Genomic DNA, 24,349 nt, shown 5'->3' with positions numbered 1-24,349 from the left:
CCCCCTATAGCTGCCTAAAGGAACGGGCAGTTAACGCACTCCCACCAGATGACGAATCAGGTCCCTCCACAATCCGGCACTGTCCACTTGGCGGTGGATGACGGTTCCCCATTCAGCAGCGATCCCGGTTGGTCCTGGGCCTGGCCCAAACGGCACCAGGACACTGTCACCCAGGGTCAGGGTGCTGCCCAACTGCACGAACGGCGGGACGTCAAGCAGCCGCTCCGCCAGCCAGGAACCAACCCGTGATGCGGCAGCAAGCTCGTTCTTCACCGCATCCACCGCGACAGTCATCTGCGTGTATTCCTCGTACGGGACCCGGACCAGGGGCATCCCTGAGGCCGCCACCTCCGCGGCTGAGGCGGCGTCAGTGTCCGAGTTGTATTCGCCGCGTTCCGCGTCGGCCAGGGTGCCGCCCACCCATACCAGTGCTGCCTTTTCCGAGAGCGCCGGGTCCAGCCGCAGCGCTGCGGCGACGTTGGTCAGTGGTCCGCCACAGAGAATCGTCGTCCGCTCAAAACGGCCGGACATCTCCACAATTGCCCGCGCCGCAGCGCTGACCTGGTCCCCGCCGGTCCCGGGCGCTTCCGCGCCCACGATCACCCGGACGTCCTTGATCCCCATCAGCTCCAGGAGTTGCCCGGCGATCTCAGCACCCTGGCTGGCTGTGGTGAGGGGGTCAGCACCGGCTGCTTCGGCCAGTCCCGGGTCCAGAGGGGAGGTGGTCACCATGACTGTCACATCCGGACTGCACCGTAAAAGAATGTGCGCCAGGGCCACGAGCCCGTCCGGATCGCCGCCGAAGTCGTTGTCCACGACCAGCAGCTCCGCCGGACCCGCCACGGCTATGCCCCCGCCGGGACGGCCAGGGCGGCAGGGGCGCTGAAACTGTGAGTGCCGCCCACAACTGGGTGCCGCTCACCATCCGGAAGGACGACGTCGGCAGCCACCCCGCCAGGGACCGTCGCCTTGAGCCGGAACGTGCCGCCGTCGTGCTTCCATTCCACGCGGACGGTTCCGTGCGGAGTTTTGAGGGAGGTCCTGGCCCAGTCGATGCCAGCGCCCGGTTGCGGGGCGATGAGCACCTTGGCGTAGCCCGGCACCAGCGGCCGGATGCCGCCGATGGCCTTGTGCATCCAGTCCGCCACGGCCCCCAGGGCGTAGTGGTTGAAGCTGGTCATCTCGCCGGGGTTGATGGTGCCGTCCGGGAGCATGGAGTTCCAGCGTTCCCAGACGGTGGTGGCACCCATGGTCACCGGGTACAGCCAGGACGGGCAGCCTTCCTCCAGCAGCAGCCGGTACGCCTCGTCCACGTGCCCGGTGTCGGTGAGTGCGTGGGTGATGAACGGCGTCCCGGCGAACCCGGTGGACACACGGTAGTTGTTGTCCCGGACCAGCTCGGCGAGGCGGTTGCCGGCAAATTCCCGCAGCGCCGGCGTGGCCAGGATGTCGAAGGCAATGGCCAGGGCGTAGACCGTGGTGCAGTCGCTGCGGATGGTGCCGTCGGCCGCCACGTAGTGCTCGGCGAAGGACGCACGCACCCGGGCGGCGAGCGCGTCAAAGTAGGCTTCGTCGTCGTGCTTTCCCAGCAGCCCGGCAGCCTGTGCGGTGATTCGTGCGGTCCGGTACATGCAGGCCGTGGCCACCACTCCGGTGTCCGCCTTGGCCGCCCAGGGCTGGTCCGGCGCGGCGTCCGGGTCCAGCCAGTCGCCGAACTGGAAGCCAGAGTCCCACAGCCCGGTGGACGAAAGCAGCCCCTCCACCCGGCGGGTGTGCGAGGCCATCGAGTCGAACTGGTTCCGCAGCACGCCCAGGTCACCGTAGGCCTCCCACAGCGCCCAGGGCACCCAGACCGAGGCTTCACTCCAGAGCGCGGAGGACTCCGGTGCCGGGAATTCGGCCGGCTGGGGGCAGTACTTGAGGGCATCCGGCACGGTGATGGGGACCAGGCCGTCCTGCGCCTTTTGCTCGGCGGCGAGGTCCAGCAGCCAGTCCTGCAGGAAGTCCTTGACGTCGTAGAGGTAGGCTGCGGTGGGGGCGAACACCGCAATGTCGCCGGTCCAGCCGAGCCGCTCGTCGCGCTGCGGGCAGTCCGTGGGCAGGTCCAGGAAGTTGCCCCGCAGCCCCCAGACAATGTTGCGGTGCAGCTGGTTCACCAGCTCGTTGGAGCATTCGAAGGTGCCGGTGCGCTCCAGGTCTGAGTGGACCACCACGGCCTCCAGAACATCCTCCGTGAGCTCCCCTGGCCAGCCGGTGATTTCGGCGTAGCGGAAGCCGTGGAAGGTCTTGGTCGGTTCGAAGGAGTCCTCGCCGCCGGAGAGGATGAACGTGTCCGCCGCCTTGGCCGAACGCAGCGGCCGGACGCCCAGCTCGCCGTTTTCCAGGACCTCGGCGTGCCGCACGGTAATGCTGCTTCCGGCATTGCCCTGCACGGTGAACCGCAGCCAGCCCACCAGGTTCTGGCCGAAATCCACCAGCGTCTTCCCGGAGGGTGAGGTGAAGATTTCCACGGGACGCACGACGCCGGCACGCACCACGGGCGGGCCCACCGGCTCAGCCAGCCTGCCGCCGTCGAACGCCAGCTCCCGGACGCCAGTCCAGTCAGTGCCGGGTGAGAATCCGGGCTCCGCCCAGCCCTTCTGGCGGCGCCGGGCATCGATGGTCTGGCCATCGTAAAGGTCGTTGAAGGTGGTGGCGGAAGGGCCTGCCTGCCAGCTGGTGTCCGAGGCGATGGACTGGATGTGCCCGTCGTCGAACTCGATGTCCAGCTGCCCAAAGAAGCCCAGCTCGTTGCCGTACAGGTTGGACATGCCATGCCAGGCCAGCCGCCCGCGGTACCAGCCGTTGCCCAGTTCCACCCCAATCACCGTGGCGGGCCCCACCAGGGCAGTGACGTCGTAGCTGCGGTAGCGGAGCCGCCACTCGTAGGAGCTCCAGCCGGGGCTCAAGACGTCCTCAGCCACCGGGGATCCGTTGATGAACGCCTCGTAGACGCCGAATGCGGTGGCACGGAGCGTGGCCTTCGCAATGCCGCCGTGCCCCTGTTCAAGCGTGAACTCCTTCCGGAGCAGCGGGGCGCCGTCGAAGTCGCTTTCGGGGGTGATCATCGCGGCCTGCCAGGGGGTGGAGGTCATGGGGAAAGGGGTTCCGTTCTGGTGGAAGCTGGTCAAAGGCTGGTGGTGGATGGGCTGTCAGGCGTAGTGGCAGGCGACGTCGGACGCACCCACCCGCCGCAGGGCGGGCCGCTCCGTGGCGCACAGTTCGGTGGCCAGGGGGCAGCGGAGCCGGAAGGGGCACCCGCCGGGCCCGGGGACCGCGGCTGCCCCGGTGCGGACGCCCAGCGATTCGCGGGCTTCCCTGCGTTCCGCCTGTTCCGCCGGCCGGGGCACCGGGGATGCGGCCACGAGGGCCTGCGTGAAGGGGTGCTTCGGGTTTTCCGTGACCGCGGCGGCAGGTCCGCTTTCCATGACCTGCCCGCGGTAGAGCACCACCACGCGCTGGGCCAGGAACTGCACCACGGCGATGTCGTGGGCGATGAAGAGGTAGCTGAGGCCCCGTTCATCGCGGAGGTCGGCCAGGAGGTTGAGCACCTGCGCCTGGGTGGACAGGTCAAGGGCGCTGACGGCCTCGTCGCAGACCACCAGTTGGGGGTCGCAGATCAGGGCGCGGGCCACGGAGATGCGCTGGCGCTGGCCGCCGGAGAACTGGCTGGGGTACCGGTCCACGGCCTCGCGCGGAAGTCCCACGCGTTCCAGCATGTCCCCGGCCCTGGTGCGCGCCTCCGCTGCGGACACCCCGCGGAGGCGCAGCGGCTCGGCCAGGGACGTGCTGATGGTGTTGCGCGGGTTAAGGGAGGAATTGGGGTCCTGGAAGACCGCCCGCAGTTCCCCGCCCAGAGCGCGGCGCTGGGCTGCCCCAGCGGAGGTAATGTCCTTGCCCTGGTAGGTGATGGACCCGCCGGAGACCTTCTGCAGCCCAAGGATGGCCTTGCCGATGGTGGACTTTCCGGAACCGGACTCCCCCACCAGGCCCACCGTCTCACCGGGGGCAATGCTGAAGCTGACGCGGTCGACGGCGGCCGGTGCGGCGGCTGCCTTCCGGCCCCTGCCGTAGCGGACCACCAGGTCCTTGACCTCAAGGATGGGGGTGGTGGCGGCGGGCGGCGTGGAACCGCGGCGTTCGGTGACTGTGGTGCTCATGCCGGGTCCTTTTCAACGATGGTGTTCAGAGTGCGCAGGTTCTGTCTGGGAGTGACCTGCAGGGCGCGGGAGGCGGGCACGTCCGTGGCCAGCCAGTCCATGCCCTCGACGGCCAGCTGGTCCGCCTTGACACACCGCACCAGTCCTTCGCCGGTACCGGAGGGCAGCAGCGGGACGGGCTCCAGGCAGGCGGAGCCGGCGAACTGGCAGCGGGCGGCGAAGCGGCAGCCGGACGGCCAGTCCTTGGGCTGCGGCACCTGTCCGCTGATGGTGGCCAGCCGCTCGGGCATGTCGTCCGCATGGTTGGCGTGCGGGTCGGCGGCCAGGAGGGCCAGGGTGTAGGGGTGGCGGGGGTGGTCCAGGACGGCCCGGGTGCTGCCGTTTTCCACCACCTGGCCGGCGTACATCACGGCCACCTGGTCGCAGATGTCCGCCACCACGCCGAGGTCGTGGGTGACCATCACCACGGACATGCCGGTGTCCTTCACCAGGCTCCGGAGCAGGGACAGGATCTCGGCCTGGACCGTGACGTCCAGCGCGGTCGTGGGTTCGTCCGCCACCAGCAGTTTCGGCTGTCCGGAGAGCGCCAGGGCAATGGCCACGCGCTGTGCCATGCCGCCGCTGATCTGGTGCGGGTAAGTCTTCAGGATCCGGGCGGCGTCCACGATGCCCACCTTTTCCAGCAGGCTCTGCGCCTCCTTGCGTGCCTCGGCCCGGTTCATGCCACGGAGCCGGCGGATGGTGGCGGTCAGCTGGTAGCCCACGGTGAACATGGGATCCAGGGCCCGCATGGGTTCCTGGCTGATCAGGGCGATCTCGCGGCCGCGGACGGCTTCCATGTCCCTGTCCGCCACCGCCGCCAGGTTCCTCCCGTTCCAGAGGATCTGGCCGCCGGTGACGCTGACGCCCGAGGGAAGCAGGCCTAGGAGGGACAGCGCGGTCATGGTCTTGCCGCAACCGGACTCCCCCACCAGGCCAAGGACGGTGCCGGGCTGGACCTCGAAGGAGACGTCGGTGACCAGGCGGACGCCGTTGCCTGCACCTGCACTGTCGACGCCGACGGACAGGTTGCGGACGCTGAGCGTGCCTTCCGGGGCAGCGCTGTGGGAGGCTCCGTCCCCTGCAGCCTGGTCTTCTGGTTTCGGCGCCGCCGCGGCGATGGCGGCGACGGCCTTGGCGCGCTGCCGCCGCGCCGCAGCGGAGGGCAGGTGCGGGGCGGCGGCGTTGGGTGCCTTGCCCAGGGCGTTGCCGATGGCGTTGGCGGACAGCACGGTCAGCGCCAGCACGGCACCGGTGGGCACCATCATCCAGGGGGCGTCATAGACGTGCTGGGAAGCCCCTTGGATCATGCCGCCCCAGCTGGGCTGCGGGATGGGCGGCCCGAATCCGATGAACGCCAGGCCGGCCTGGATGAGCATGCCGACGGCGAAGATGAGCGCGGCCTGGACCACGATGGTGTTGGCCAGTCCGGGCAGGACGTGGCGGAGGCTGATCCGCAGCGGGCCGACGCCGTCCACCTTGGCTGCATCAACGTAGAGCTGGGACTGCAGGGACTTGGCCTGGCCCAGGATCACGCGGTAGATGCCTGCGGACATCAGGATGCCCAGGATGGCCATGACCACCGGGATGTTGGTTCCCACGGCGCCAATGACGGCCAGGATGATCACGGTTCCCGGCAGGGACATCATGATTTCGGTGACCCTGCTGATCACGGCTTCGGTCCGCGTGCCGGCTCCGGCGGCGAGCATGGCCAGGACAGTCCCAAGCCCGACGCCGACAATCACCGTGAGCATCGACGTCCCCAAGGTTCCGGCGGCAGCGGCGAAGATGCGGCTGAGGATGTCCCGGCCCAGTTCGTCGGTGCCCAGCCAATGGGCGGCGGTGGGGCCGGAAAGGACCGCGGTGAAATCCTGGTCCTCGGTCTTGAAGGGCAGCCAGAGCGGAGCGGTCAGTGATGCGATGACGATGGCCGCGAGCCAGATCAGTCCGGCCACGGCGCCCGGTGAGGTGAACAGCCGGTGCCGGGAGAATTTGGTGATAGCCGCTTTGCCGGCATTGCGCGCGGGCGTTCCTGCCGGCGTCGTAGTTCCTGCCTGGTCCGCGTCGGCGGGGGCCGGGGCAACTGTTGGGATCATGAGGCACGCAACTTCGGGTCGAGGAACTTGGTGGCCAGCTCCAGCACCAGGTTGACGGCGACCACCACCACGGTGGCGATCACCACCACGCCCTGGACGGCGGGAGCGTCGTGGGTGCTGACGGAGGTCTGGACGGCCTGGCCCAGTCCGGGCATGGCGAACAGCTGCTCCGCGATGACGGAACCGCCGAACAGGCCGATGAACTGCAGCGCGATGCCGGCCACGATGGGCAGGCTGGCGTAGCGCAGGGCGTGGACGTAGAGGATCTTCCAGGTGGGGGTGGCGGTGGCGCGCAGCGTGCGGATGTGTTCCTGCTGCAGCGCCTCCAGCATGGAGGCCCGGGTCTGGCGGGCGATGAAGGCCGCGCCGCCCACGGCGAGGGTGATCACCGGCAGCGCCAGGGACAAGGCCCAGTCCTGCGGTGAGACCTCGAACGGCACGTAGCCGGTGGCCGGGAAGATGGAGGACTGGACGGCGAACAGGTACACGAAGATCACGCCCACCCAGAACGCCGGCAGGGCAACGAGGAGGCCCACGAAGCCGCCGATCACCTGGTCCAGCAGGCCGCCGCGGACAGCGGCGGTAACGCCCAAGGCGATGCCCAGGACTGCACTGAGGACGGTGGCTCCGGCAGCAAGGGAGGCCGTAACCGGCAGGCGGCTGGCAAGGTCTGCGCTGACCGATCGGCCGTCGATGAGGGAGATGCCCAGGTCGCCCTGGACCGCTGACCCGAGCCAGCTGAAGAATTGCGTGAACAGCGGATCGTTCCAGCCCAGGCGCTGGTTGACCTCGTCGATGGCTTCCTGGGAGGCGCCGGCGCCGAGGGAAATGGCCCCCGGGCTGCCCGGCATGGCGTGCACCAGCAGGAATGCCAGCACCGCAACCACCAGCACGGTGGCCAGCGCCATCAGCAGGCGCTTAGTGATGAATAGTGCCATGGTGACCTCCATCGGTCATGTGCCGTCGCGCCGGGCCCTCCTGTTGGAGGGCCCGGCGGGATGGAACGTGGTGTTAGCTGGCCGGGGTGTAGGACGACAGGAGCGGGTAGGCGTTAGTGCCGGCGAACTTCACCTGGGCAACCTTTTTGGTGTTGTAGCCCTGGTTGGTCAGCGCCTCGTACAGCGGGATCATCCAGCCAGACTCCACCAGCCGGGTGTTCAGCTTGGTTGCGGCTGCTTTGACGGCTGCGTCACCCTTGGCTGCGGCCAGCTCACCGGTGGCGGCGCTCAGCTGGTCGTCGGTGGCCTTCTGGACGTTGGTGAAGCCGTTCAGGATGGCCCCGTACATCACACCCACGGGGTTGTCCCAGTTCAGCGGCGCGTAGCCCAGCGGCGTGGTGGCGACGGCGGCGAACGCTTCGTCTGTGGAGGCGGCCATCTTCACGTTCATGGTGATGCCGACGGCGGCAAGGTCCTTCTGGACGGCCTGCAGGTCCGTCTGTGTTTGGGCGCCGGCAATGATGGTGAACTCAAAGCCGTTCGGGTAGCCGGCCTCGGCGAGCAGGCTCTTGGCCTTCTCCGGGCTGTACGCAAACTTGTTCTCGAGGTCCTTGGTGAAGCCGGCCGAATCCTTGGGCAGCGCGTTCCAGGCGGGAATGTCTCCCTTGTGCAGGGCGTCCACCAGGGCCTTGCGGTTGATGGCGTACTGGATGGCCTGGCGGACCTTTTCCTGGCCGAACGCCGGAGCGGTCTTGCCGGTCTTGTCGAAGGAGATCATGGTGTTGACGGTGCCGCCGATCTGGGACACTCCAACGCCCTTGGACTTGGCGAAGTCAACCGTGTTGGAGGTCAGCATGGCGACGTCGGCCTGGCCGGAAACCAGGGCGTTGGCCCGGGCCTGGGGATCCAGGACCACGCTGAACACAACCTTCTTGAAGGCGTATTTGGAAGCATCCGGGCTCTTGTCGTTCTTGACCAGGACGTATTTGTTGCCCTTCACGGTGGAGGGGTCCAGGGTGTACGGGCCGGAACCGTCGGGTGTGGCGGCCAGGGTTGAAGTGTCAGTGACGCCGTTCTTGCCCACGATCATGCCCGTGGTGGAGGCCAGGTTTTTCTCGAATCCGGGCTGCGGTTTGGCGAAGGTCAACGCCACCTGGGTGGGGCTGACAACGTCCACTGACATGATTTCCTGCGCCCCGCCCTTGGCGACGGCGGAATAGGCACTCAGGGCAGGGTCGGACCGGCGGTCCAGGTTGGCCTTAACCAGGTCGGCGTCGAGCTTGGAGCCGTCCGTGAATGTCACGCCGTCCTTCAAGGTCAGCGTCAGGACCGTGTTGTCCGCGTTGTAGCTGAACTCCTTGGCCAGGCCAGGGCCGGCGGAGCCGTCCGGCTGGAGCGTCATCAGGCTGTCGTAGAGGCCTTCGAAGAACTGGCGCTGCGCTGCGGAGACGCGCAGCGGGTCGAAGCCGAAGGAGGCCGAATCACTGTCGATGGCCAGGGTCAGGCTGCTGGTGTCGGCCTTGGCGGCGGCCTGGCTGGACCCGCCGCCGCAGGCGGCCAGGGAGCCCACCAACAGGGCACCGGTCAGGACGGCAGCGCTGCCGCGTGCGGTGGTGGTCAGGAGTTTCATGTGGTGCGCCTTCGCATTCTTCTATGACTGCAACGGAAAGGAAAACAGTGGGGCCGGAAGTGCCCGGCTCCCTTCCAGAATCGGCCGCGGCCGCCTGCACCAAACATGACAATGTCATTGATTGAAAAAGTATTGTGGCGGCGGTCACGCGGGCCGACAGGATGGATGCAGGGCAGCGAAGCCTGGGACGCCTTCACGCGTCCATCACGAAAGGAACCCCATGACCAACCCGTTCCCCCGCGACTTCCTTTGGGGCGTGGCCACCGCAGGCCACCAGGTGGAAGGCAACAATGTCAACAGCGATACCTGGTTCCTGGAGCACCTGCCCGGGACCATCTTCGCGGAGCCGTCCGGCGATGCGGTGGACCACTACCACCGCTACCGGGAGGACGTCGCCCTGATCGCCGGGCTGGGCTTCACCAGCTACCGCTTCTCCATTGAGTGGGCCCGGGTTGAGCCGGAGAAAGGCCACTTCTCGGTGGCCGAACTGGACCACTACAAGCGGGTGCTGGAGGCGTGCCACGAGCACGGCCTTACCCCGGTGGTCACCTTCCACCACTTCACCTCACCGCGCTGGCTGCTTCAGATGGGCGGCTGGGAGGGCCAGGAGACCCCTGACCTTTTCGCCCGTTACTGCGACCGGGTGATGGCGCATCTGGGTGACCTGATCGGCGTCGCCTGCACCCTGAACGAACCCAACCTTCCCTGGCTGCTGGAGTCCTTCGGTATCGGCGGGGAAGCACCGGAGAACCGCGCTTCGGTGCCCATGTGGGCTGCCGCCGCGGAACGCCTTGGCATTGACGCCAGCACTGTTGCGCCCTTCCAGTTTTGCTCCACCGAGGCGGGATTCCAGGTGAAGGTGGCGGTACACCGGGCAGCCACGGCAGCCATCAAGGCGCACCGCCCCGACCTGCAGGTGGGCTGGACCCTGGCAAATTCGGACATCCAGTCCATCGCCGGCGGTGAGGAAATTGCCGGCCGGGTGCGCCGCGACGTCAACGAACGCTTCCTGGAGGCTTCCCGCGGCGATGACTTCGTGGGCATCCAGACCTACGGGCGCACCGTATACGGCCCGGATGGGCATACCCCTTCCCCTGGCGGCGTTCCCACCAACCAGATGGGTGAAGAGATTTACCCGCAGGCCCTGGAAGCGACCATCCGGGAGGCGCACCGGATCGCCGGCATCCCCGTCATGGTCACCGAGAACGGCCTTGCCACGGAGGATGACACCCAGCGGGTGGACTACCTGAAGGCAGCGGTCGACGGCGTTGCCTCCTGCCTTGCCGACGGCATCGACGTGCGTGGGTACATCGCCTGGACGGCGTTCGACAACTTCGAGTGGATCTTCGGCTACCGGCCCAAGTTCGGCCTGATCGCGGTCGACCGCTCCACGCAGGAGCGGATCCCGAAGGAAAGCGCACGCTGGCTGGGCAGCCTGGCACGGCAGCAGAGCCTGGCGGAAGCGCCGCAGCCTGCCTAGAAGCAGCCGGTGGCCCGGACTTCCCTGTGGAGTCCGGGCCTTTCCCATTTCCGGCTACCTGGGGTTGCGTTGGCTAGGCTGGGACCCGCCGTACCTTTCACGGCACCAGAAGATTCGGGGGATCTGTGGCGCACTTGACCATGTGGGGCTTGGTCCAGTGGGGGAGGGCATACTTTGCCCTTCAGGCGGTCGCCGGCTGTCTCTGGTGGACCGCTGTGTTCCTGTCGCCCGCGGTACGCCGGGCTACGCTCGGGGACCTGGACTCCGTCCTGGTTGCGGCCTTCGACGTCCCCCTGTTTGTCATGGCCTCGGCAGCCGCAGCCGCCCTCGGCCGGACCTCCTTCGGCAGCATTGCCGCCGTCGTTAGCGCCGGGTGGACGGTTGCCGTTGCCGTGGCGCTGGCAACCTACGCAACCGTCACAACCCAAGCGGGGCTCGGCGTAATGGCGATGGGAGCCGCGGCGGCGGGCTCCGTTGCCGCGCTCTGCGTCCTCTTGCTGGGGCGCATACCCACAGAGTGGATCATCCGGGGCCCCTTCGCTTTCCGGCCGGCCCGCAGCCGCCGAAGCCCAGGATTCCACATGGCCGCGACGTTCGGGCAGCTCATCGTCTTTTGGGGCTTCTTCCTGGGGTTGGTGCCGCCCTGCCTGGCCTTCCTCGAACAGCGTTGGGGCCTCGCCCTTGAGTTTCCCCCGGTTGCGGTGCCCACTGGTATCGCCATCCTTGTCCTGGCCAGCGCGCTGGGGATCTGGTCGGCGGCCGTGATGTCGTCTCTGGGTAATGGCACGCCGCTGCCCTCCGCAATGCCCAACCGGCTGGTCGTCGCCGGGCCCTACCGCTGGATCCGCAATCCCATGGCTGTGGCGGGCATTACCCAGGGAGCCGCCATGGGCCTGATCCTGCAGTCGTGGCTCGTCGTCGGCTACGCGGTCCTCGGCTCACTGGTATGGAACTACGCCGTGCGGCCCCTCGAGGAAGCAGACCTGTCGGAGCGGTTCGGCGACGACTTCCAGCAATACCGGCGGACGGTCCGTTGTTGGGTCCCCAGAGTTTCCGGAAAAAGCCGGACGGCCTAGGGCGTGTCTCTTTATTGGCGGAGCCACATCAGGCATGCGTAAAGGTCGACGCCGGCCCGGTAGGTGAGCGAGAGGTTGAAGGACTGCTCGGCGGCCCGGGCCAGCAGCCACCGGTCCTCGAGATGCAGCGGGCCAGCCGGAACCGGCCCTTCGAGGTCACGACGGCGTTGGCAGGAGGCATTGAAGACCTCCGGGCCAGACGTGATGACTGTCGTAAGCACCACCCCATCCGGAGGTCTTCTTCATGTCACGCCCCCACGCGGGGCATCACCAACGCCCCTGGGTGTTTCACCGCGCCGGTGCTGCGCCTCGTTTTTGCCGGCGGTGTTGAGAGGGTGCCAGTACTCTCTGGTGCTGCTCCGGTGGTCTAGTCAGGTATCCGACGGGCGATCCATGGCACGAGCACAGCGGAGCTCGCGACGAGGATCAGCGATACTGTTTGGCCTGCTCCGGGGGCCAGGGATTCGGCAGCGAGGGTTGCCACCGGTACGGCCGCAATCCACATCAGCACGCCCCTGAACCCGCTGACGATCGGACGCTTTGGCGGTTCACCGTAGAGGTGCTTGAAAAGGCTGGACTCTTTAGGCAGTACCTCTACCTTTGCTTCTGCCGACTGCCGGCGGCTTTCCTGGAGAGCTTCGATGCGGGCTCGTTTAGGGGCCAAGTAGGCCCACTGCCAGTCCGGGTACCGTCCTTCGGGGTCTCGGAGATCCGGGTACACGGGGGTGCGCCTGGGCCTGAGATGCTCTTCGCTGTACACGCGTACATCCCCGGACCCATCGGCTTCATACACGTAGTGCCATGTCTGGTTGAGACGACCGCTGCCATCGGAGGGCGTTCGCCCAATCAGGGCATGCACGAAGCGAACCTCCCCGTCGTCAGCAACCACCCAGTCACCAAGCTGGAACCGCTCCGGTGCGTCGTAGGGGTCCCGGTTCCGGTGTTCAAGTGTGAGGTGTGCCTCGCCGAAGAAACCGAACTGCCCCGATTTAGAGTCCCGCACTTTGTAGGGCCGGTCGCCATCCGCCACGAACTTCTCGACGACTCCCTTGAAGGACTTTATTCCGTCGTCGGCAACCACCAAGTCGCGAAGGAAGAAATGCCCCGCACGCCAGGCATCGTCCGCAGAGCGTGGCTTGACCTCGTGGTCAGTGAAGAAATCCCCCCTCCGCAGCGGGTGGTTTCAGGCGTGCACCACGTGGTAGGCGTAACGCTTGCTGAAGTGATCGTCGTCTTTGGGCTCAAAAACCTCGGCGATCACTCCATCTGTGATGACGTCGCCCCTATCCCAGTGCTTGGCCTCGACCAGATCGCCGACTTTGAAGCGTCTTCCTTCGCCCATCCCCCATGGCCCTTTCATCGCAGCGTTTCCTGGACTGATTCTCCACCACCCGGGCGATCCTCAGGGATTGTGAAGACAGTCCTGGCGTGAGTCCTGAGTCGTTCAAGTGCCCTGCTGTCGACCGCTCCCTCAGCGGGCTGATTGCGAAGATCCACCACGCCTACGACGGGAAGGGCTGGCCGCTGGCATTCCTCATCGAGCCCGGCCAGGGCTTGGACTCACGGATGTTCGCGCACGTCATCAAGGCGGTCCGCGTCCCCGCGCCGGCGGCGGCCGGGCCAGGACCCGGCCCGATGCGGTGCTCGGGGACAAGGCCTACTCCTCGAAGGCCAACCGGGAACTGCCGCCGGCCAGGAAGATCAGGGCCGTGATCCCCTAACCCAGGGACCAGATCGCCAACCGCAAACGTCGGGGCTCCCGCGGCGGTGGCCCGGTGAACTTCGACGCCGGGGCCTACAAGGCGCGGGCCGCAGTCGAGCAGTCCTTCAACCTCTTCAAGCAATGGCGCGGCATCGCCACTTGGTACGACAAGTTCCCGCTCACCTACCGGGCCGCGTCGCCCTTTACGCATGCCTGATCTGGCTACGCCAATAAAGAGACACGCCCTAGACCCACACTGCACCCTCATATGGCGGCCTCCAAGGCCGTGCGGGCGGACCAAGTTCAGGTTCATACCAAACTGCCGGGTCAGGAGTGCCCGCTTGAAATGGGTCTCGGCTGCATCGACCTGCGCGGCCGGCGCGCTCGGCGAGAAGACCTGCAGGATGCTGAACTGGAAGTGCTGCCGGTGCCGGGCGTCGGCGGCAGCCAACTCCCGCAGGGCCACGTTGCCGCCATGGCCATTCCGGGCGTACTCGCTCCAGCGGCCCAAGGAAACGCTCGGCGGCGTCAGCCTTCCCCACGTACAGCCTGCCGGTGCTGGTGTCGGCTATGAGGTAGATGCCCTGAACGGAGCTGAGGGCTGGCACCCCCCCGTTGAATGCTGCCGATCCGAAGAGCTACGTGCTTGACTAGCCGGCCTTGGGTGGTGTCATATGGCGCTGGACCCGCACGTAAAAGGAAGGCTGCAGCAATGACCTCATGGAGGGACGCCGCGTCTCCGCAAGTCCAAGCCGACCTGGACGGACTTCTTCAGCCGGCCCTTGGCTTCGCCCAACAGTGTCTTCAGGAGCGAGGCGAGTTTTATCCGTATGCCGTCATCCTAAGTATGAGCGGAGAGCAGGAAATGTTTATGGCGGAGGTGCCCAGCGAGCAGCGACAGGCACCTTCCGTTATCGACGCCATCACTCGCGATCTTGCCGGGCAAAGAGACTCCTACCGGGCGGTGGCTGTGGTGGCGGACGTACGGATTCAAGACGCTTCCGATGCAATTCGGGTCACTTTGGAGCACCGGGAGGGGCACGTGTTGGCGGTTCTTTTGCCCTATAGCCGACGTAAGTTCTCGGGCGGGTACGTGTTCGCTGAACTTCGGGGAAGCACGGCCACCCCCTCGGTCTGGTAGAGCCTCATCCCAGCCTGGAGAGAGCCTTCTCAGCGGCTTTTCGGACCCACGTGCGCCCATCCTGTGTCATCGACTCAAGGCCTGTTCGTGCCCGCGGATCGCGAAGCTTCCCGAGGGCCTTTACCGCATGACCACTGACATCCGCGTCGTCCAAGTGTTTGATGAGAACGTCCACAGCCTCGGGCCGTTTGGACCGGCCCAACCCCAGCACCACCATCTGACGGGCGATGCCATATCGCCGGTCCATTGTCAGTGCGACCAGTTCATCGAACCGGCTGTCGTCCCAGAGCACCTCCAGTGCGTTTCCTACAGCCCATCTCAGCGATTCGCCCATCGGGTCTGACGGGACAGGGTCAGCCTTGAACAGGTTGATGAGCGGGTCCAGCGCCAGAGACTTTGCCCAGGGGACAGACAGTGCCCGGACAATCTCTTCCTTCTCCTCCCGCCGGACCTTCGGCAGCCACTTCAGCAAGACCGGGATGGCGGAGGCGTACCGGAGTCCTGAGTTCCGGAGATCGGAGACGGAGGCAACGGGATAGCCTGCCTCGGCCAACTCAGTCAGCAGATCCATCATGGCCCCAGAGACGGCACGCGAGTGATCGTGCCGGCGTTGATTTGGCCCTGCAGCGGTCCGGAGAAGGTGGTCGATTGCCGGACGTAGAGGTTGAATTGAAGATTGTTCGCTTGGGAGTAGGCCACGAAATCCTGAAGCTGGCTCGTGTAGGTGAGGCTCTTGACGTTCTTCACCTCGCCAAGGATACCGTTACCCAACTCATCAGGAATTCTGAATTCGGCCGTTCCGGTGGCTGACGGAATCCGCTTCGTGTTTTTCACAATCCCGGCTGCCGCTTCACCTGCCCTGCCCGCGGCCCGTACGCCGGCCATCCCTGATGCCGCTGTGCTCTCGGCTGCCTTGCCGAGCCTTGCTACCGTGCTGAGACCTCCAAATCCGCCAGCAGTCAGAGCCCCGAAGATGACAGTTTCCGCACACCCGCCCTTGCCGGAGAAGCATTTACCAGTGTTGTCGTCGGTTGCCCAGCTGACAGCCCCGGCGAAGGCGGCCAGCGGGGCAGTAACAACGTCAGTTTCTGCGCAGATAACCGCCAGCGTGCACCCGATGAGGATTGCGCCGGCAGCCGCAGCGACGCCGGTGCTCACGTCATGGACGATGTCGATCCACTCGAAGTCGTCCATCCCGAATGGATCCATATACACCATAGGATTGGCACTTCCGTAGGCATACCCCAACCCTGGGCTTGCCACCGGGTCTGTGGACAGGAACCGGCCTGTTCCCGGCAGGTATTGCCTTGCGTTGAGGTTGTATGCCGCCCCGTCAACGTATGCCCCAAGATACTGCCGGGGATTCGTGGGAGCCTGACGGCCCGACACGGCGACGGCGCTCCGCGTGACGCCATAGGGCTCATAAGCGTAGTTCCATTGAGGTGCCCCGGCCGCGTCGACCACGGCCCGTACTGACCCTTGAGCGTCCGTCAGGTAGGAGTAGCTGGCGGTTCCTGCGGTCATTCCGACCAGGCCGGTCCCGTAGGTGTATCCGCGGAGCGTCTTGCCGTTTCCGTCGCGCTCGGCGAGGAGCTGGCCGCTGGCCGGATCCCAGACAGGGTTGATGACACTGTTGCCGTTTGTGATGCTGGTTCGTCGGTTGTCTCCGTCGTAGGTGTATTTGGTCGGCTTGGCGCCGCCGGCGGTCAGCAGTTGCCCGGCGGCGTTCCACGTGTAGTTGTTGGTCCCGTCGCTGGTGACGTTGCCGTCAGCGTCATAGGTGTAGGCGGCGCTGCCGGATGCTCCTGTTTTGCCGGTCAGGCGTCCGGTCGTGTTGTAGCTATAGGTGGTGGTCCCTGCGGGGCGGGTCTCTGTGAGCTGGTTCCCGTCGGCGTCGTAACCCCACTTGATGTAGTTGGTGGCACCGGTGCAGGTCGTCGTCCCGTAGCAGGCCGAGGTCAGCCGGTTGGAGACGTCGTAGGTGTAGGTGTCAGTGGTCCCGGTCGGGCCGGTGATGGTAGTCGGGCTGCCGTTGGGGTCGAGCTGGTAGGTCGACTGGGCAAGGATCGTGCTGCCCTTCGCCCCGGTGACTTTCGCTGGCCGGCCCGCAGCGTCGATTGACGTTGTCTGGGTGACGCCCCCGGGCAGGGTTGCCACGGTATCAGCGGTTGGGTCGTTATAGGCGTAGGAGACAAGAGTCGAGGTGCCTGCCATGACCTTGGTCAAGCGCCCATCGGCGTCGTAGCTGAGCTGCTGGGCGGCGGCACCCGGGGTTGCGCGGGAAACCAGGGAACCGGTGTTGTCGAAAGCGTACGTCCAAGTATCGGTGCCGCGGGTAGCTTTGGTGAGCTGGTTCAGCGTGTTGTAGGTGTAAGCGGTGCTCCCGAGCCCGTCGGTGAGTCCGGTCCTATTCCCGTTGTTGTCGAACGTGTAGGACAGTGGTGCTGTCCCGTCGCTGAAGGAAATTTTCGTGACGGCGCCGACGGAGTTGCGAGAGAAGGTAACGGATCTCCCTGACGGAGCCGTTTGGGACGTCAGGCGGCCTGCAGCATCGTAGGCGTACGTGTATTGCCCCGTCCCTGTTGAGCTGGCTGTAGCGCGCTGGTTGGTGACGGTGTAGGTGAACGTAGTCACCACACCTGCAGGGGACGTTTTGGTTGCGACGTTTCCATCGGCATCGTAGGTGAACCGCTCCGGACCAAAGCGGGTATCCGGCCCCTGGACGGTGCTTATATGCCCATCAGGCAGGTAAGTCGCGGTAGTGGTGCTGCCGCGGGCATCGGTCATTGCTGTGAGCCGGCCGGCATCATCGACGGCGGAGCTGGTGGTGTTGCCGAGGGGATCACGGCTAGCGATGACCTGGCCGTTCTCGTTCAGTGTGTTTGTCGTGCGGTAAGCGTCGGGGTTGGCCCCGCTGACGTTGCCTCGGGGACTGACGGTTGAAACGAGCCGTCCTGCCGCGTCGTATCCGTAGGTGGTGGTGCGACCGGCGGCTGTTGTGACTGAGGTCAGGTCCCCGGCGGCGTTGTAGCCGTAGGTGGTCACCCGGTTGTTGGCGTCTGTGCTGGTTTTGAGGGTGCCGTCAGGGTTGTAGGTGTTCTGAACCGCGGCAACGGTTCCGGAGCCTGTGATGACGTCAGGTCTGGTCACCGTGGCCAGGTTACCTGCGGCGTCGTAGGAATACTGGGTTGTCGTGCCGCGGAAATCGGTCATGGCCAGCAGATTATTGCTGTTGTCGTAGTAGTACCGCTCGGAGGGGTTGCCTGAATAGGCGGTGTAGTTTTTGTCCGGTGAAATCTTCTCTACAACGTTGCCGTTGCTGTCATAGCGGAAGCTGGTCGTCTGGCCGGTGGGGTTCGAGACGCGGAGCAGTTGCCCGTCGTTGTTCCAGGAGTAGCGGGTTGAGTTGCCCGCTGCGTCCACCTGTTGGATCAGGTAGCCGTTGATGTACACGTCCTTTGAGACGAGTCCCCGGGGGTCCGTGGTGCTTGCTGTTTGGGTTGCGTTGTCCCAGGCGAAGAAAGTCGTTCCGCCATTGGGATCCTGCTGCTGGCTGACTCGCCCTGTGACGGGGTCATAGGTGAGACGAACCGGGTAGTTCCCGTTCGGATCCCGGATGGAGTTCAAACGTCCGCCGCCGTCGTAGCCGTAGGTGGTGACCTTGCCTCTGGCGTCGGTGAAGGTGGTGAGCCGTAATGATGAGTCGTACCCGTATTGAACGGCCCGGCCATCGTTGCCGGGGACCTTCGTGATCCTCGTTCCGGTCGGGTCCCACGTGAACGTCAGGGTCCTTCCGCTACCGCTAACCGTCGCCAGCTGTGAGCCGCTGTAAGAGAAGGTTGCTCCCTGGCCGTTCCGGTCCTTGGTAGCGGTCAGCTGCCCGGCGCTGTTAAATGTTTGCGCCGAGCGGTCCCAGCTGGTCAGGGTGTACCCTCCGCCCGATACCGGGGCGAGGGTTTTGTGGACGCCCGGGGGCGGGACGAAGCCGCCTGTGCCGTTGGGGGTGAACACCTGAATGGAGCCGGACGGGTCATGGTAGCTGACTTTGCCGGTGCCGTCCGCGGTAAGGCTGGCGTCGTAGTTGTAGGACCAGCCTGGCCCGAAAGCACTGGCCCGGGCAACGTTGGATGCGTAGCTGCGGGAAGTCTCAAGAGCGCCGCCCCGGGCGGACAGGGAAAGGTCGGCCCCGAGATGGTTGTTGAAGGCGCCGCTAAAGGAGTCGACTGGGTCACCCTGAGTGGCATGAACCGGGGCTCCGCCGTAGCACTGCTCAGGGGCAAGCGCGACAGACCCGGCGTCAGAGTTGACCGTTGCGGGCCCGTCGACGCTGTCGGAGAGGGTTTGGCCGTCGGGGAAGGTCTGGGTTACAGAGAAGTGGATGTTCCAGGTGCCGTCACAGGCGTTGGACAAATCGTATGGCAGGAGCCGGCGCAGGTCCCAGGACCACGTCCCGGCCGACGGGTACCAGTAGAGCATCCCGTAATCCTGGTAATCGACGACGACGTTCCCGCATGCGTCGGTAGCCTTGAATGCCAGGGCTCCTGAGTAGAGGTTGTACTGGCCCTGGCTGTTGTATCCGAAGCCTTGGTTGATATACATGTAGCCGCACAGGTGGGCTAAGGCGCCGTTCCACAAGGGGCTGTCCTGGCAGTTACTCGGGCCGGCTATGGCCTTCACTGCCCGTAGTTCGTCGGGGCCGCTGACGACGCCTGTTGTTGTTGCGGACAACAGAGTTGGCGCGAGCGGCTGCTGTGTCTTGCTGCGGCGGGCCGTGATGTGCCCGTCTCCGGGGCCCTCGACACCGGACACAGGTCCCTCCGAAGAAGCAGGTTCCTCGGTTTCGGACGCCGGTATGGGATCTGGCGGAGCAAGCACCGCTGCCGTGTCCGCCTGCCCGGTTTTGGATGCCGGGGCATGCTCTACGGCATAAGCGGGGAAAGTGATACCTACGGCCAACAAGGCGGACACAAGAAGACCGGACAGAAGAACGCGCAGAGCAGACACGCAGGACCCCCCAAAAAGCAGTGCTCACCCTTGAGCAGCTTCATGTCCTGGCCGGACACAAGATGATCATTGACCTCAGCTGTCACATTTACAAGAGATTCGGGTACCTGAATTGCCGGTGGTTGCCACCTGAAAGAAAAGGATCGGTACCCAAGGCGTGTCCTTCACGGACCAGACGGCCGTCGCGAGGGACAGGGCGCAGCCGGCGAAGATGTAGCGGTTACCGATCCGGACCTCTTCCTGCTCGACGGGAGCCGGTAGCCAGATATGCCAGCCGGCGTGCCATACCCCGTAGCCGATCAGGACCATCGAGGTGAGGACGAGCAGGATCCAGGCTATGGTTCCGGTCCCCCGGACCCTTACTTGAGGCATCGCTTTCGCCTAGTGCGCTCCTCCTGATCGGTCTTTCACACCGCCCTCTTCGCGGGAGCATCACGTGCAACCATCATCCCAACTGTCAGGAAGACCTCCAGGAGGATCATTCCAAGCCACGTCAGCGCGGTTATGAGCGCGAACATAAACCCCACCATTCCGCCGGAAAGAATCATCGCCGCAGCCAAGGCCGGCAGCCCGCCGAAAAGGAACCAGCGGGTATAGCGGGGCACAGGGCTGCCTGCGATGGTCAGGCACGCATGCACCAACCAAAGGCTGCCTGCCACGAGCGGCAGGACGGTGAAGGGACTCATCCTGTGACGAACCCCTTGACGGAGTCGTACTCCATGCCGGTATTGACGGCCGCAAGCGTCAAGAACACGGTCACCACGAACGACGTCACGGCGTACGTGAAGTACTCGGCCCGGCTGGTCATACCCTTGAAATCGAACATCCGCCAGATAGCTCGGAAAAAGTAGCGTGCTTTCATGAAGTTCCCCCAATAGTCCTTCTCTCCTAGGAGGGCACACACAAATGCCTGTGAGAGACGGCTGACCCGATTGCTCCTAGACTGGCGGCATGGACACCACCTTGGACGATGCCCGCCTCCGCAAAGCCGTGACGGCGTGCCTTAACACCCATGACCTGCTCGGGGTCCTGGACCTGGGTGCGCCGGCTGATGAGTACGACCCGGAGATGGAGGACTTCGCGCGGCTGCTGGCCGCCGGCGGACCCATCACCCCGGAAGCCGTTGCCGGAGTCTGGCACAAGTGGTTCGGTGACCCGTCCGAACAGCCCGGACCTCCCACGGCTGAGATGGGAGCCCTGGCCCTCGACCTCCAGTCCCTCTCGCCCTTCGTCGCAAGCTAGACGGCGGACAGCGATGGCAGCCAAACACCTTCCGGGCGCTCCGGTTGAACACTTCGGGGAGCTGATCCGGCCGGGGAAGTACGGGCAGCGCCTGACGCGCGAGATGTACGGGCTGGTCAACAAGAAGTCGTCGACCCGGATCCCGGAGCACATGCTCACCGATCAAATGCGAGCTTTCCTGGCCCCTCACTACGAGGACGCGGCGCTTACGATCCACACCGACGAGTTCTGCCGGCGCCACAGGGAAATGGCCCTGGAGAACTTCGACCTGAACATGGCCTTCTTCGCCCAGATCCCCCAAGAGTCCTTCGACGAAGCCCTCGCGGAAATGCTGCGAAAGAACAAGCGCCTTCGGCCGGTAACCGATCTGAAGTCCCTGGACGAAGAATGGGGTGTTTACGTGCTGGTCCTGGACGAGTATCGCCAGGCCTACATCGGCCAGTCCTCGTGGGACATGCGCAAGCGGATCAAGGCGCACTGGACCGGGACCAAGCAGTTTGACCGTCTGCTGTGGGGCGGTGTCGAGGATTCGGTGATGTCTATCGATGCGTTCCGCGCCCTGGACACGACCCGGATCTTCGCTTCGAAAACCATCAACTACGACGCCCTGGAGACCCGGCTCGTCAACACGTTCCCGCCCGACTACCTGTTGAACAGGATCGGCGGCGGCGCCGTAAGCGGACTGCGGGGCATGTTCATTTCGGCGGAGATGAAACGGCGCGGACTGGTGCCGGCCGAAGCTCTGGAAATCGACTGATGCCGGGCGGCGACTTGGCACGTCATGCCCACGACCGCAGAATAGGGCAGTGCGGCCGTAGCAGGCTCCTGGACGATCCCGGCTTCCTAGACGAGCACATCCCGGCCAGCATCAGAAAGGAGACAAGCGTGCACCTCAAGCATCTTTTTCACCGTAGGGCCAAGGCCACAGGCAGCCCCGCCACCGAACTTTCCGGCACCGGCGAGGCGAATGCCCCGCTGGCCCAAACCGAGGACCTGCAGGAGGCGTGGGCTGAACTTACCGAAGCCGCCCGGGACTCCGAGGTGTTGAGCCTTCACGCCTGCACCCGCAGCGGAATCCCATGGGCCCAGGACCCTGCCTCTGTCCGCGCCGTGGCCGCGATACTCCGTGACTTTCCCGACGGCGGCAAGCAGATTACCTAGGCGACTTCGCGGCCCCGCACACGGCTCGGCCGCCCTTCATGGTCACCACATGTACTTGTTGCGGGAAGCCTTCACACGTCTGCCGTTGCGCATGTGGGCTTTCCGGCCGCCAAGGATGCTGGTGCGGTTGTTGATGCTGCCGTCGGCCCTGAACGGAGATACCTTCCGGTTCACCCCGACGCTCTTGTCGCCCTCGAGCCGCAGCCCGGCCAGCTCTGTGACTTGGATTGGCGATGGCCGCTCTGGTGCGGGAGCGGGGAATTTCAGGGTCAACCCCCTGGAGTATCCCCGGATCGGTGCTGACCTGTCCGCGCGCGATTCTGCAAACCAACGACGAGGAAGGTGATGCCCATTGTGAAGAACGCGATCCAGGCTACGTTTCCCAGGAACACCATGGCTACCGCCAAAGCAAGGAACACGAGGCCGAGCGGTAAGAATGCCGTACTGCCGCGCTTGTTCGCTCGGCCCTTTTGCTCCCCCATGCCATTCCTTCCATTTGCCTTTTAGCTATTTGTCGCGGCCCCCCAGGCCGTACGGATGGGGCCCCCGCGTGTTTCCACTAGTCCCCTTGGGGATCCTCTAGCTGGAGTTCTTGGCGTCCTTCCTGTTGGTGGCCAGGAATGTGGCTACTCCAAGAATCAGGGACGTGGCGAGGACAGCTGGTAGCGGGATGTTGCCATTCACCCACGCGGCAAGCAGCGAAATCGCCGCAACCGAAAGGCCCGCGACAACCGCGAAGGCCCTGCCGTTGATTGTTTTCCCCATAGTGGGAGCTTAGCGGCGTTCGCGTTCATCGGCAGCGACAACCAGCTCCGCCGTCTCGGGTGTTCGGGACTCTCGGGGGCGGGCTTGTAGTACTGGCGGTTGATGGCCCGGCGGGAATGCTCGTCGATCTTCTTCTCCGCCACGGCATCCAGCTATCTATTCTCACGCCTCAGCCAGCTTCCTGGTCAGCCAGCCGAGCTGCTGGCCAATACCGAGACCCTGCATTGGGACCTCGTAGGGCCAGGGGACGTCCCGGAGGATGGTCCGGTACTGCTCGCCGGCCAGGGCGAGGAGCGTGATGTTCTCGACTCCGTTCAGCTCGTCCTCCAGCTGCTTCCGGACCATGTCGGCCCACTCCTGGTTGGCTGCGGATGCGCGGCTGCCGCTGAGCCGCTGGTCATAGGGCTCGAGCACCGTATCCGGATGGACCAGGCGATGTTTGGCGGACAGGACATACCAGCGGACGCAGGACGACTCGGCGAAGGCCGATGCCTTCTTGAATAGCGGGGAGACGTAGAGGTCCCGGGCCGGCGCCGGCCGCTGCAGCTTCCGGGACGCGCAGGCGACCAAACCGACGGCGAAGGTTCCGGTACTCACGTCCCGTACCCGCTACGCGTTGCCAGGACGGCAAACAGTGCGGGGGTAACGAACTTCTTCACGGGAACTCCCAAGCTGGCAACGGGTCTCTGCACGGAAACATGCGTAGAGATCCCCTACATGGCCGCCGGAAATACAGATTCCGCCAAGGATTCCGTCGTAGACTCACAGCCAGGTCGGCGGCGAATGAGCCCTCAGGTTGCCCCCATTACCTCCGGGCTCGCCCAGACCGCCCCCGACTCCCGGCCCTGGGCTGCGGACGGATGAACCCTGCCGGCTACCTCCAAGGACAGGGTGATAGGTCCGGTCGTTGACGGGCCGCCGCATTGTGCGCTGCCGCCGACGCGGGTCCAGGTCAGTTCCACGTCCCGCTCGGCAAGTACATCGCCTTCAGCATTCAGCGCACGCACGGTGGCGCTCTTCGGTGCGGTCATGGGGGTGCTGAACTGCCAGGTGCGGTCATCTACCTTCCTGCCGGTGTAGAAGCTGTACATCGTCCCTGGCATTTGAGTCCCAGGTGTCAGGTGTGTAGCGGTAGCCGCCTGGCCGGGGATGGCACCGTCGGTGGGGGTGATAGTCGATTTCGGGGCTGTGGTGGGCTGTGGAGTGACGGCGCAGACTCCGCCCGGGCAGAACTGAACCTTGGCCACAGCATCCACCGGCCCGTCCAGAACCACCGTCACAGAATTGCTCCAACCGATGGCCGGACACACACCGGGCGTAGCGCAACCTGCCGCCCCGGATACGAGGAGCAGGCTCAGCGCTATGCCATACAGCCTCTTCATGGGCCCAGCATGACATGTGCCGGCAGGGGCGCCGGTTGCCTTTTGGTTACGTCTTGGCGCAGGAGGTCACGAGCCGGCAGTCTCCGTGGTTCTACTCCACTGGCCTCGGCAGGTTCCGGCTAGCGCGGAGCTTCTCGGCCTTACGCTCGCTGAAGTAGCCCGTCCAGGCCGCAAAGAGCGGATAGAGGACCACTACATACATCCACCAGGTTCTGCCGAAGATGTCCCATTGGTCGGTGAGTGCCATCTGCACGATGCCGTAGAGCATGCCGCCGAACGCCAGACTGATCAGGATCGCCAGGAACAGCAGCCCCCCAGAACTGTTGACGGGCTTGACCAGGCCTCCGCCGTCGTCCTTGCGAACACCGTACTCGGCGGCTGTGTAGCCCACCATCTCGCCGTTTTCCGCTCTGCGGTAGATCAGCTGTTCGCCCGCATATGGCTCACGTAGCCCGGCTCCTGAGGAACCCCTTCGCTTCGTCTACCCACGGCTG

Annotated in this window: 25 protein-coding genes; 6 read left to right on the top strand and 19 right to left on the bottom strand. The window is 65.3% G+C overall.

Annotated elements, in window-relative coordinates; translation table 11 throughout:
* Positions 1 to 30: 30 nt before the first annotated feature.
* The 6 genes from ASG86_RS18315 to ASG86_RS18290 all read right to left on the bottom strand — a co-directional run bounded on the left by ASG86_RS18315 (position 31) and on the right by ASG86_RS18290 (position 8,902).
* Positions 31 to 843 carry a nucleoside hydrolase gene (locus ASG86_RS18315; RefSeq protein WP_056337827.1) on the bottom strand — a complete coding sequence of 271 codons (813 nt, stop codon included), beginning with the start codon at positions 841 to 843 and terminating at the stop codon, positions 31 to 33.
* A gap of 2 nt (positions 844 to 845) precedes the next feature.
* Positions 846 to 3,134: a family 78 glycoside hydrolase catalytic domain gene (locus ASG86_RS18310; protein WP_056337824.1), complete on the bottom strand. Its 2,289-nt coding sequence runs from the start codon at positions 3,132 to 3,134 to the stop codon at positions 846 to 848.
* 57 nt (positions 3,135 to 3,191) lie between these two features.
* A complete protein-coding gene (locus ASG86_RS18305; RefSeq protein WP_056337821.1) occupies positions 3,192 to 4,199 on the bottom strand; it encodes an oligopeptide/dipeptide ABC transporter ATP-binding protein in 1,008 nt (335 codons plus the stop codon).
* Positions 4,196 to 6,334: a dipeptide/oligopeptide/nickel ABC transporter permease/ATP-binding protein gene (locus ASG86_RS18300; RefSeq protein WP_056337819.1), complete on the bottom strand. Its 2,139-nt coding sequence runs from the start codon at positions 6,332 to 6,334 to the stop codon at positions 4,196 to 4,198. Before ASG86_RS18300 ends, ASG86_RS18305 begins: the two co-directional genes overlap by 4 nt.
* A complete protein-coding gene (locus ASG86_RS18295) occupies positions 6,331 to 7,284 on the bottom strand; it encodes an ABC transporter permease (protein ID WP_056337816.1) in 954 nt (317 codons plus the stop codon). Before ASG86_RS18295 ends, ASG86_RS18300 begins: the two co-directional genes overlap by 4 nt.
* Positions 7,285 to 7,345: 61 nt before the next feature.
* Complete coding sequence (locus ASG86_RS18290; RefSeq protein WP_056337813.1) at positions 7,346 to 8,902, bottom strand: ABC transporter substrate-binding protein; 1,557 nt, start codon at positions 8,900 to 8,902, stop codon at positions 7,346 to 7,348.
* A 220-nt stretch (positions 8,903 to 9,122) separates the two neighbouring features.
* Here ASG86_RS18290 and ASG86_RS18285 point away from each other — a divergent pair, with 220 nt between their 5' ends.
* The gene (locus ASG86_RS18285) at positions 9,123 to 10,382 is read left to right on the top strand and encodes a glycoside hydrolase family 1 protein (protein WP_056337812.1); all 1,260 of its coding nucleotides are present in this window, start codon (positions 9,123 to 9,125) and stop codon (positions 10,380 to 10,382) included.
* Positions 10,383 to 10,522: 140 nt separating this feature from the next.
* Complete coding sequence (locus ASG86_RS18280) at positions 10,523 to 11,458, top strand: methyltransferase family protein (protein WP_056338176.1); 936 nt, start codon at positions 10,523 to 10,525, stop codon at positions 11,456 to 11,458.
* An 11-nt stretch (positions 11,459 to 11,469) separates the two neighbouring features.
* Here ASG86_RS18280 and ASG86_RS18275 read toward each other — a convergent pair whose 3' ends face one another.
* The 3 genes from ASG86_RS18275 to ASG86_RS20605 form a co-directional block, all read right to left on the bottom strand.
* Positions 11,470 to 11,679 (bottom strand): hypothetical protein, encoded by a 210-nt coding sequence (locus ASG86_RS18275; protein WP_156386229.1) that lies wholly within the window; start codon positions 11,677 to 11,679, stop codon positions 11,470 to 11,472.
* 146 nt (positions 11,680 to 11,825) lie between these two features.
* Positions 11,826 to 12,542 carry a hypothetical protein gene (locus tag ASG86_RS18270; protein WP_056337804.1) on the bottom strand — a complete coding sequence of 239 codons (717 nt, stop codon included), beginning with the start codon at positions 12,540 to 12,542 and terminating at the stop codon, positions 11,826 to 11,828.
* Positions 12,543 to 12,641: 99 nt separating this feature from the next.
* Positions 12,642 to 12,800 carry a hypothetical protein gene (locus tag ASG86_RS20605; RefSeq protein ID WP_156386228.1) on the bottom strand — a complete coding sequence of 53 codons (159 nt, stop codon included), beginning with the start codon at positions 12,798 to 12,800 and terminating at the stop codon, positions 12,642 to 12,644.
* Positions 12,801 to 13,233: 433 nt separating this feature from the next.
* Here ASG86_RS20605 and ASG86_RS18265 point away from each other — a divergent pair, with 433 nt between their 5' ends.
* Positions 13,234 to 13,377, top strand: a complete 144-nt coding sequence (locus ASG86_RS18265) for a transposase (protein WP_235565225.1) — start codon at positions 13,234 to 13,236, stop codon at positions 13,375 to 13,377.
* A gap of 928 nt (positions 13,378 to 14,305) precedes the next feature.
* On the opposite strand, the gene ASG86_RS18255 is transcribed toward ASG86_RS18265, so the two are convergent.
* The 5 genes from ASG86_RS18255 to ASG86_RS18235 all read right to left on the bottom strand — a co-directional run bounded on the left by ASG86_RS18255 (position 14,306) and on the right by ASG86_RS18235 (position 20,167).
* Entirely contained in the window at positions 14,306 to 14,875 is a 570-nt protein-coding gene (locus tag ASG86_RS18255; RefSeq protein ID WP_082566843.1) for a HEAT repeat domain-containing protein, read from the bottom strand.
* A complete protein-coding gene (locus tag ASG86_RS18250; RefSeq protein ID WP_156386227.1) occupies positions 14,872 to 19,110 on the bottom strand; it encodes a putative toxin in 4,239 nt (1,412 codons plus the stop codon). The genes ASG86_RS18255 and ASG86_RS18250 overlap by 4 nt, the downstream gene beginning before the upstream one ends.
* A gap of 270 nt (positions 19,111 to 19,380) precedes the next feature.
* Complete coding sequence (locus tag ASG86_RS18245; protein ID WP_056337792.1) at positions 19,381 to 19,677, bottom strand: hypothetical protein; 297 nt, start codon at positions 19,675 to 19,677, stop codon at positions 19,381 to 19,383.
* Between the two features lie 35 nt (positions 19,678 to 19,712).
* Positions 19,713 to 19,991 carry a hypothetical protein gene (locus tag ASG86_RS18240; protein WP_056337789.1) on the bottom strand — a complete coding sequence of 93 codons (279 nt, stop codon included), beginning with the start codon at positions 19,989 to 19,991 and terminating at the stop codon, positions 19,713 to 19,715.
* Positions 19,988 to 20,167 (bottom strand): hypothetical protein, encoded by a 180-nt coding sequence (locus ASG86_RS18235; RefSeq protein ID WP_156386226.1) that lies wholly within the window; start codon positions 20,165 to 20,167, stop codon positions 19,988 to 19,990. The genes ASG86_RS18240 and ASG86_RS18235 overlap by 4 nt, the downstream gene beginning before the upstream one ends.
* Before the next feature lie 89 nt (positions 20,168 to 20,256).
* Between ASG86_RS18235 and ASG86_RS18230 the strand changes: the two genes are divergently transcribed.
* From ASG86_RS18230 to ASG86_RS20335, 3 genes are all read left to right on the top strand, one after another.
* Complete coding sequence (locus ASG86_RS18230) at positions 20,257 to 20,547, top strand: hypothetical protein (protein WP_056337783.1); 291 nt, start codon at positions 20,257 to 20,259, stop codon at positions 20,545 to 20,547.
* A gap of 13 nt (positions 20,548 to 20,560) precedes the next feature.
* Positions 20,561 to 21,304, top strand: a complete 744-nt coding sequence (locus tag ASG86_RS18225; protein WP_056337780.1) for a GIY-YIG nuclease family protein — start codon at positions 20,561 to 20,563, stop codon at positions 21,302 to 21,304.
* 128 nt (positions 21,305 to 21,432) lie between these two features.
* Positions 21,433 to 21,708 (top strand): hypothetical protein, encoded by a 276-nt coding sequence (locus ASG86_RS20335; RefSeq protein WP_235565224.1) that lies wholly within the window; start codon positions 21,433 to 21,435, stop codon positions 21,706 to 21,708.
* Positions 21,709 to 21,750: 42 nt separating this feature from the next.
* Here the strand turns inward: ASG86_RS20335 and ASG86_RS20600 are convergent, their stop codons facing one another.
* The 5 genes from ASG86_RS20600 to ASG86_RS18195 form a co-directional block, all read right to left on the bottom strand.
* Complete coding sequence (locus ASG86_RS20600) at positions 21,751 to 21,981, bottom strand: hypothetical protein (protein WP_156386225.1); 231 nt, start codon at positions 21,979 to 21,981, stop codon at positions 21,751 to 21,753.
* Positions 21,982 to 22,287: 306 nt separating this feature from the next.
* Positions 22,288 to 22,473 (bottom strand): hypothetical protein, encoded by a 186-nt coding sequence (locus ASG86_RS18210; protein ID WP_056337771.1) that lies wholly within the window; start codon positions 22,471 to 22,473, stop codon positions 22,288 to 22,290.
* Between the two features lie 162 nt (positions 22,474 to 22,635).
* Positions 22,636 to 23,070 (bottom strand): DUF6884 domain-containing protein, encoded by a 435-nt coding sequence (locus tag ASG86_RS18205; RefSeq protein ID WP_056337768.1) that lies wholly within the window; start codon positions 23,068 to 23,070, stop codon positions 22,636 to 22,638.
* Between the two features lie 194 nt (positions 23,071 to 23,264).
* A complete protein-coding gene (locus tag ASG86_RS20595; protein ID WP_156386224.1) occupies positions 23,265 to 23,753 on the bottom strand; it encodes a hypothetical protein in 489 nt (162 codons plus the stop codon).
* A gap of 193 nt (positions 23,754 to 23,946) precedes the next feature.
* Positions 23,947 to 24,249, bottom strand: a complete 303-nt coding sequence (locus tag ASG86_RS18195; protein ID WP_056337761.1) for a hypothetical protein — start codon at positions 24,247 to 24,249, stop codon at positions 23,947 to 23,949.
* Between the last annotated feature and the right edge of the window lie 100 nt (positions 24,250 to 24,349).

This window comes from Arthrobacter sp. Soil764 (assembly GCF_001428075.1).
Taxonomy (GTDB): Bacteria; Actinomycetota; Actinomycetes; order Actinomycetales; family Micrococcaceae; genus Arthrobacter.
Note: the sequence above shows the minus strand (reverse complement) of the source record. Positions and strands in the feature narration are given on the sequence as shown.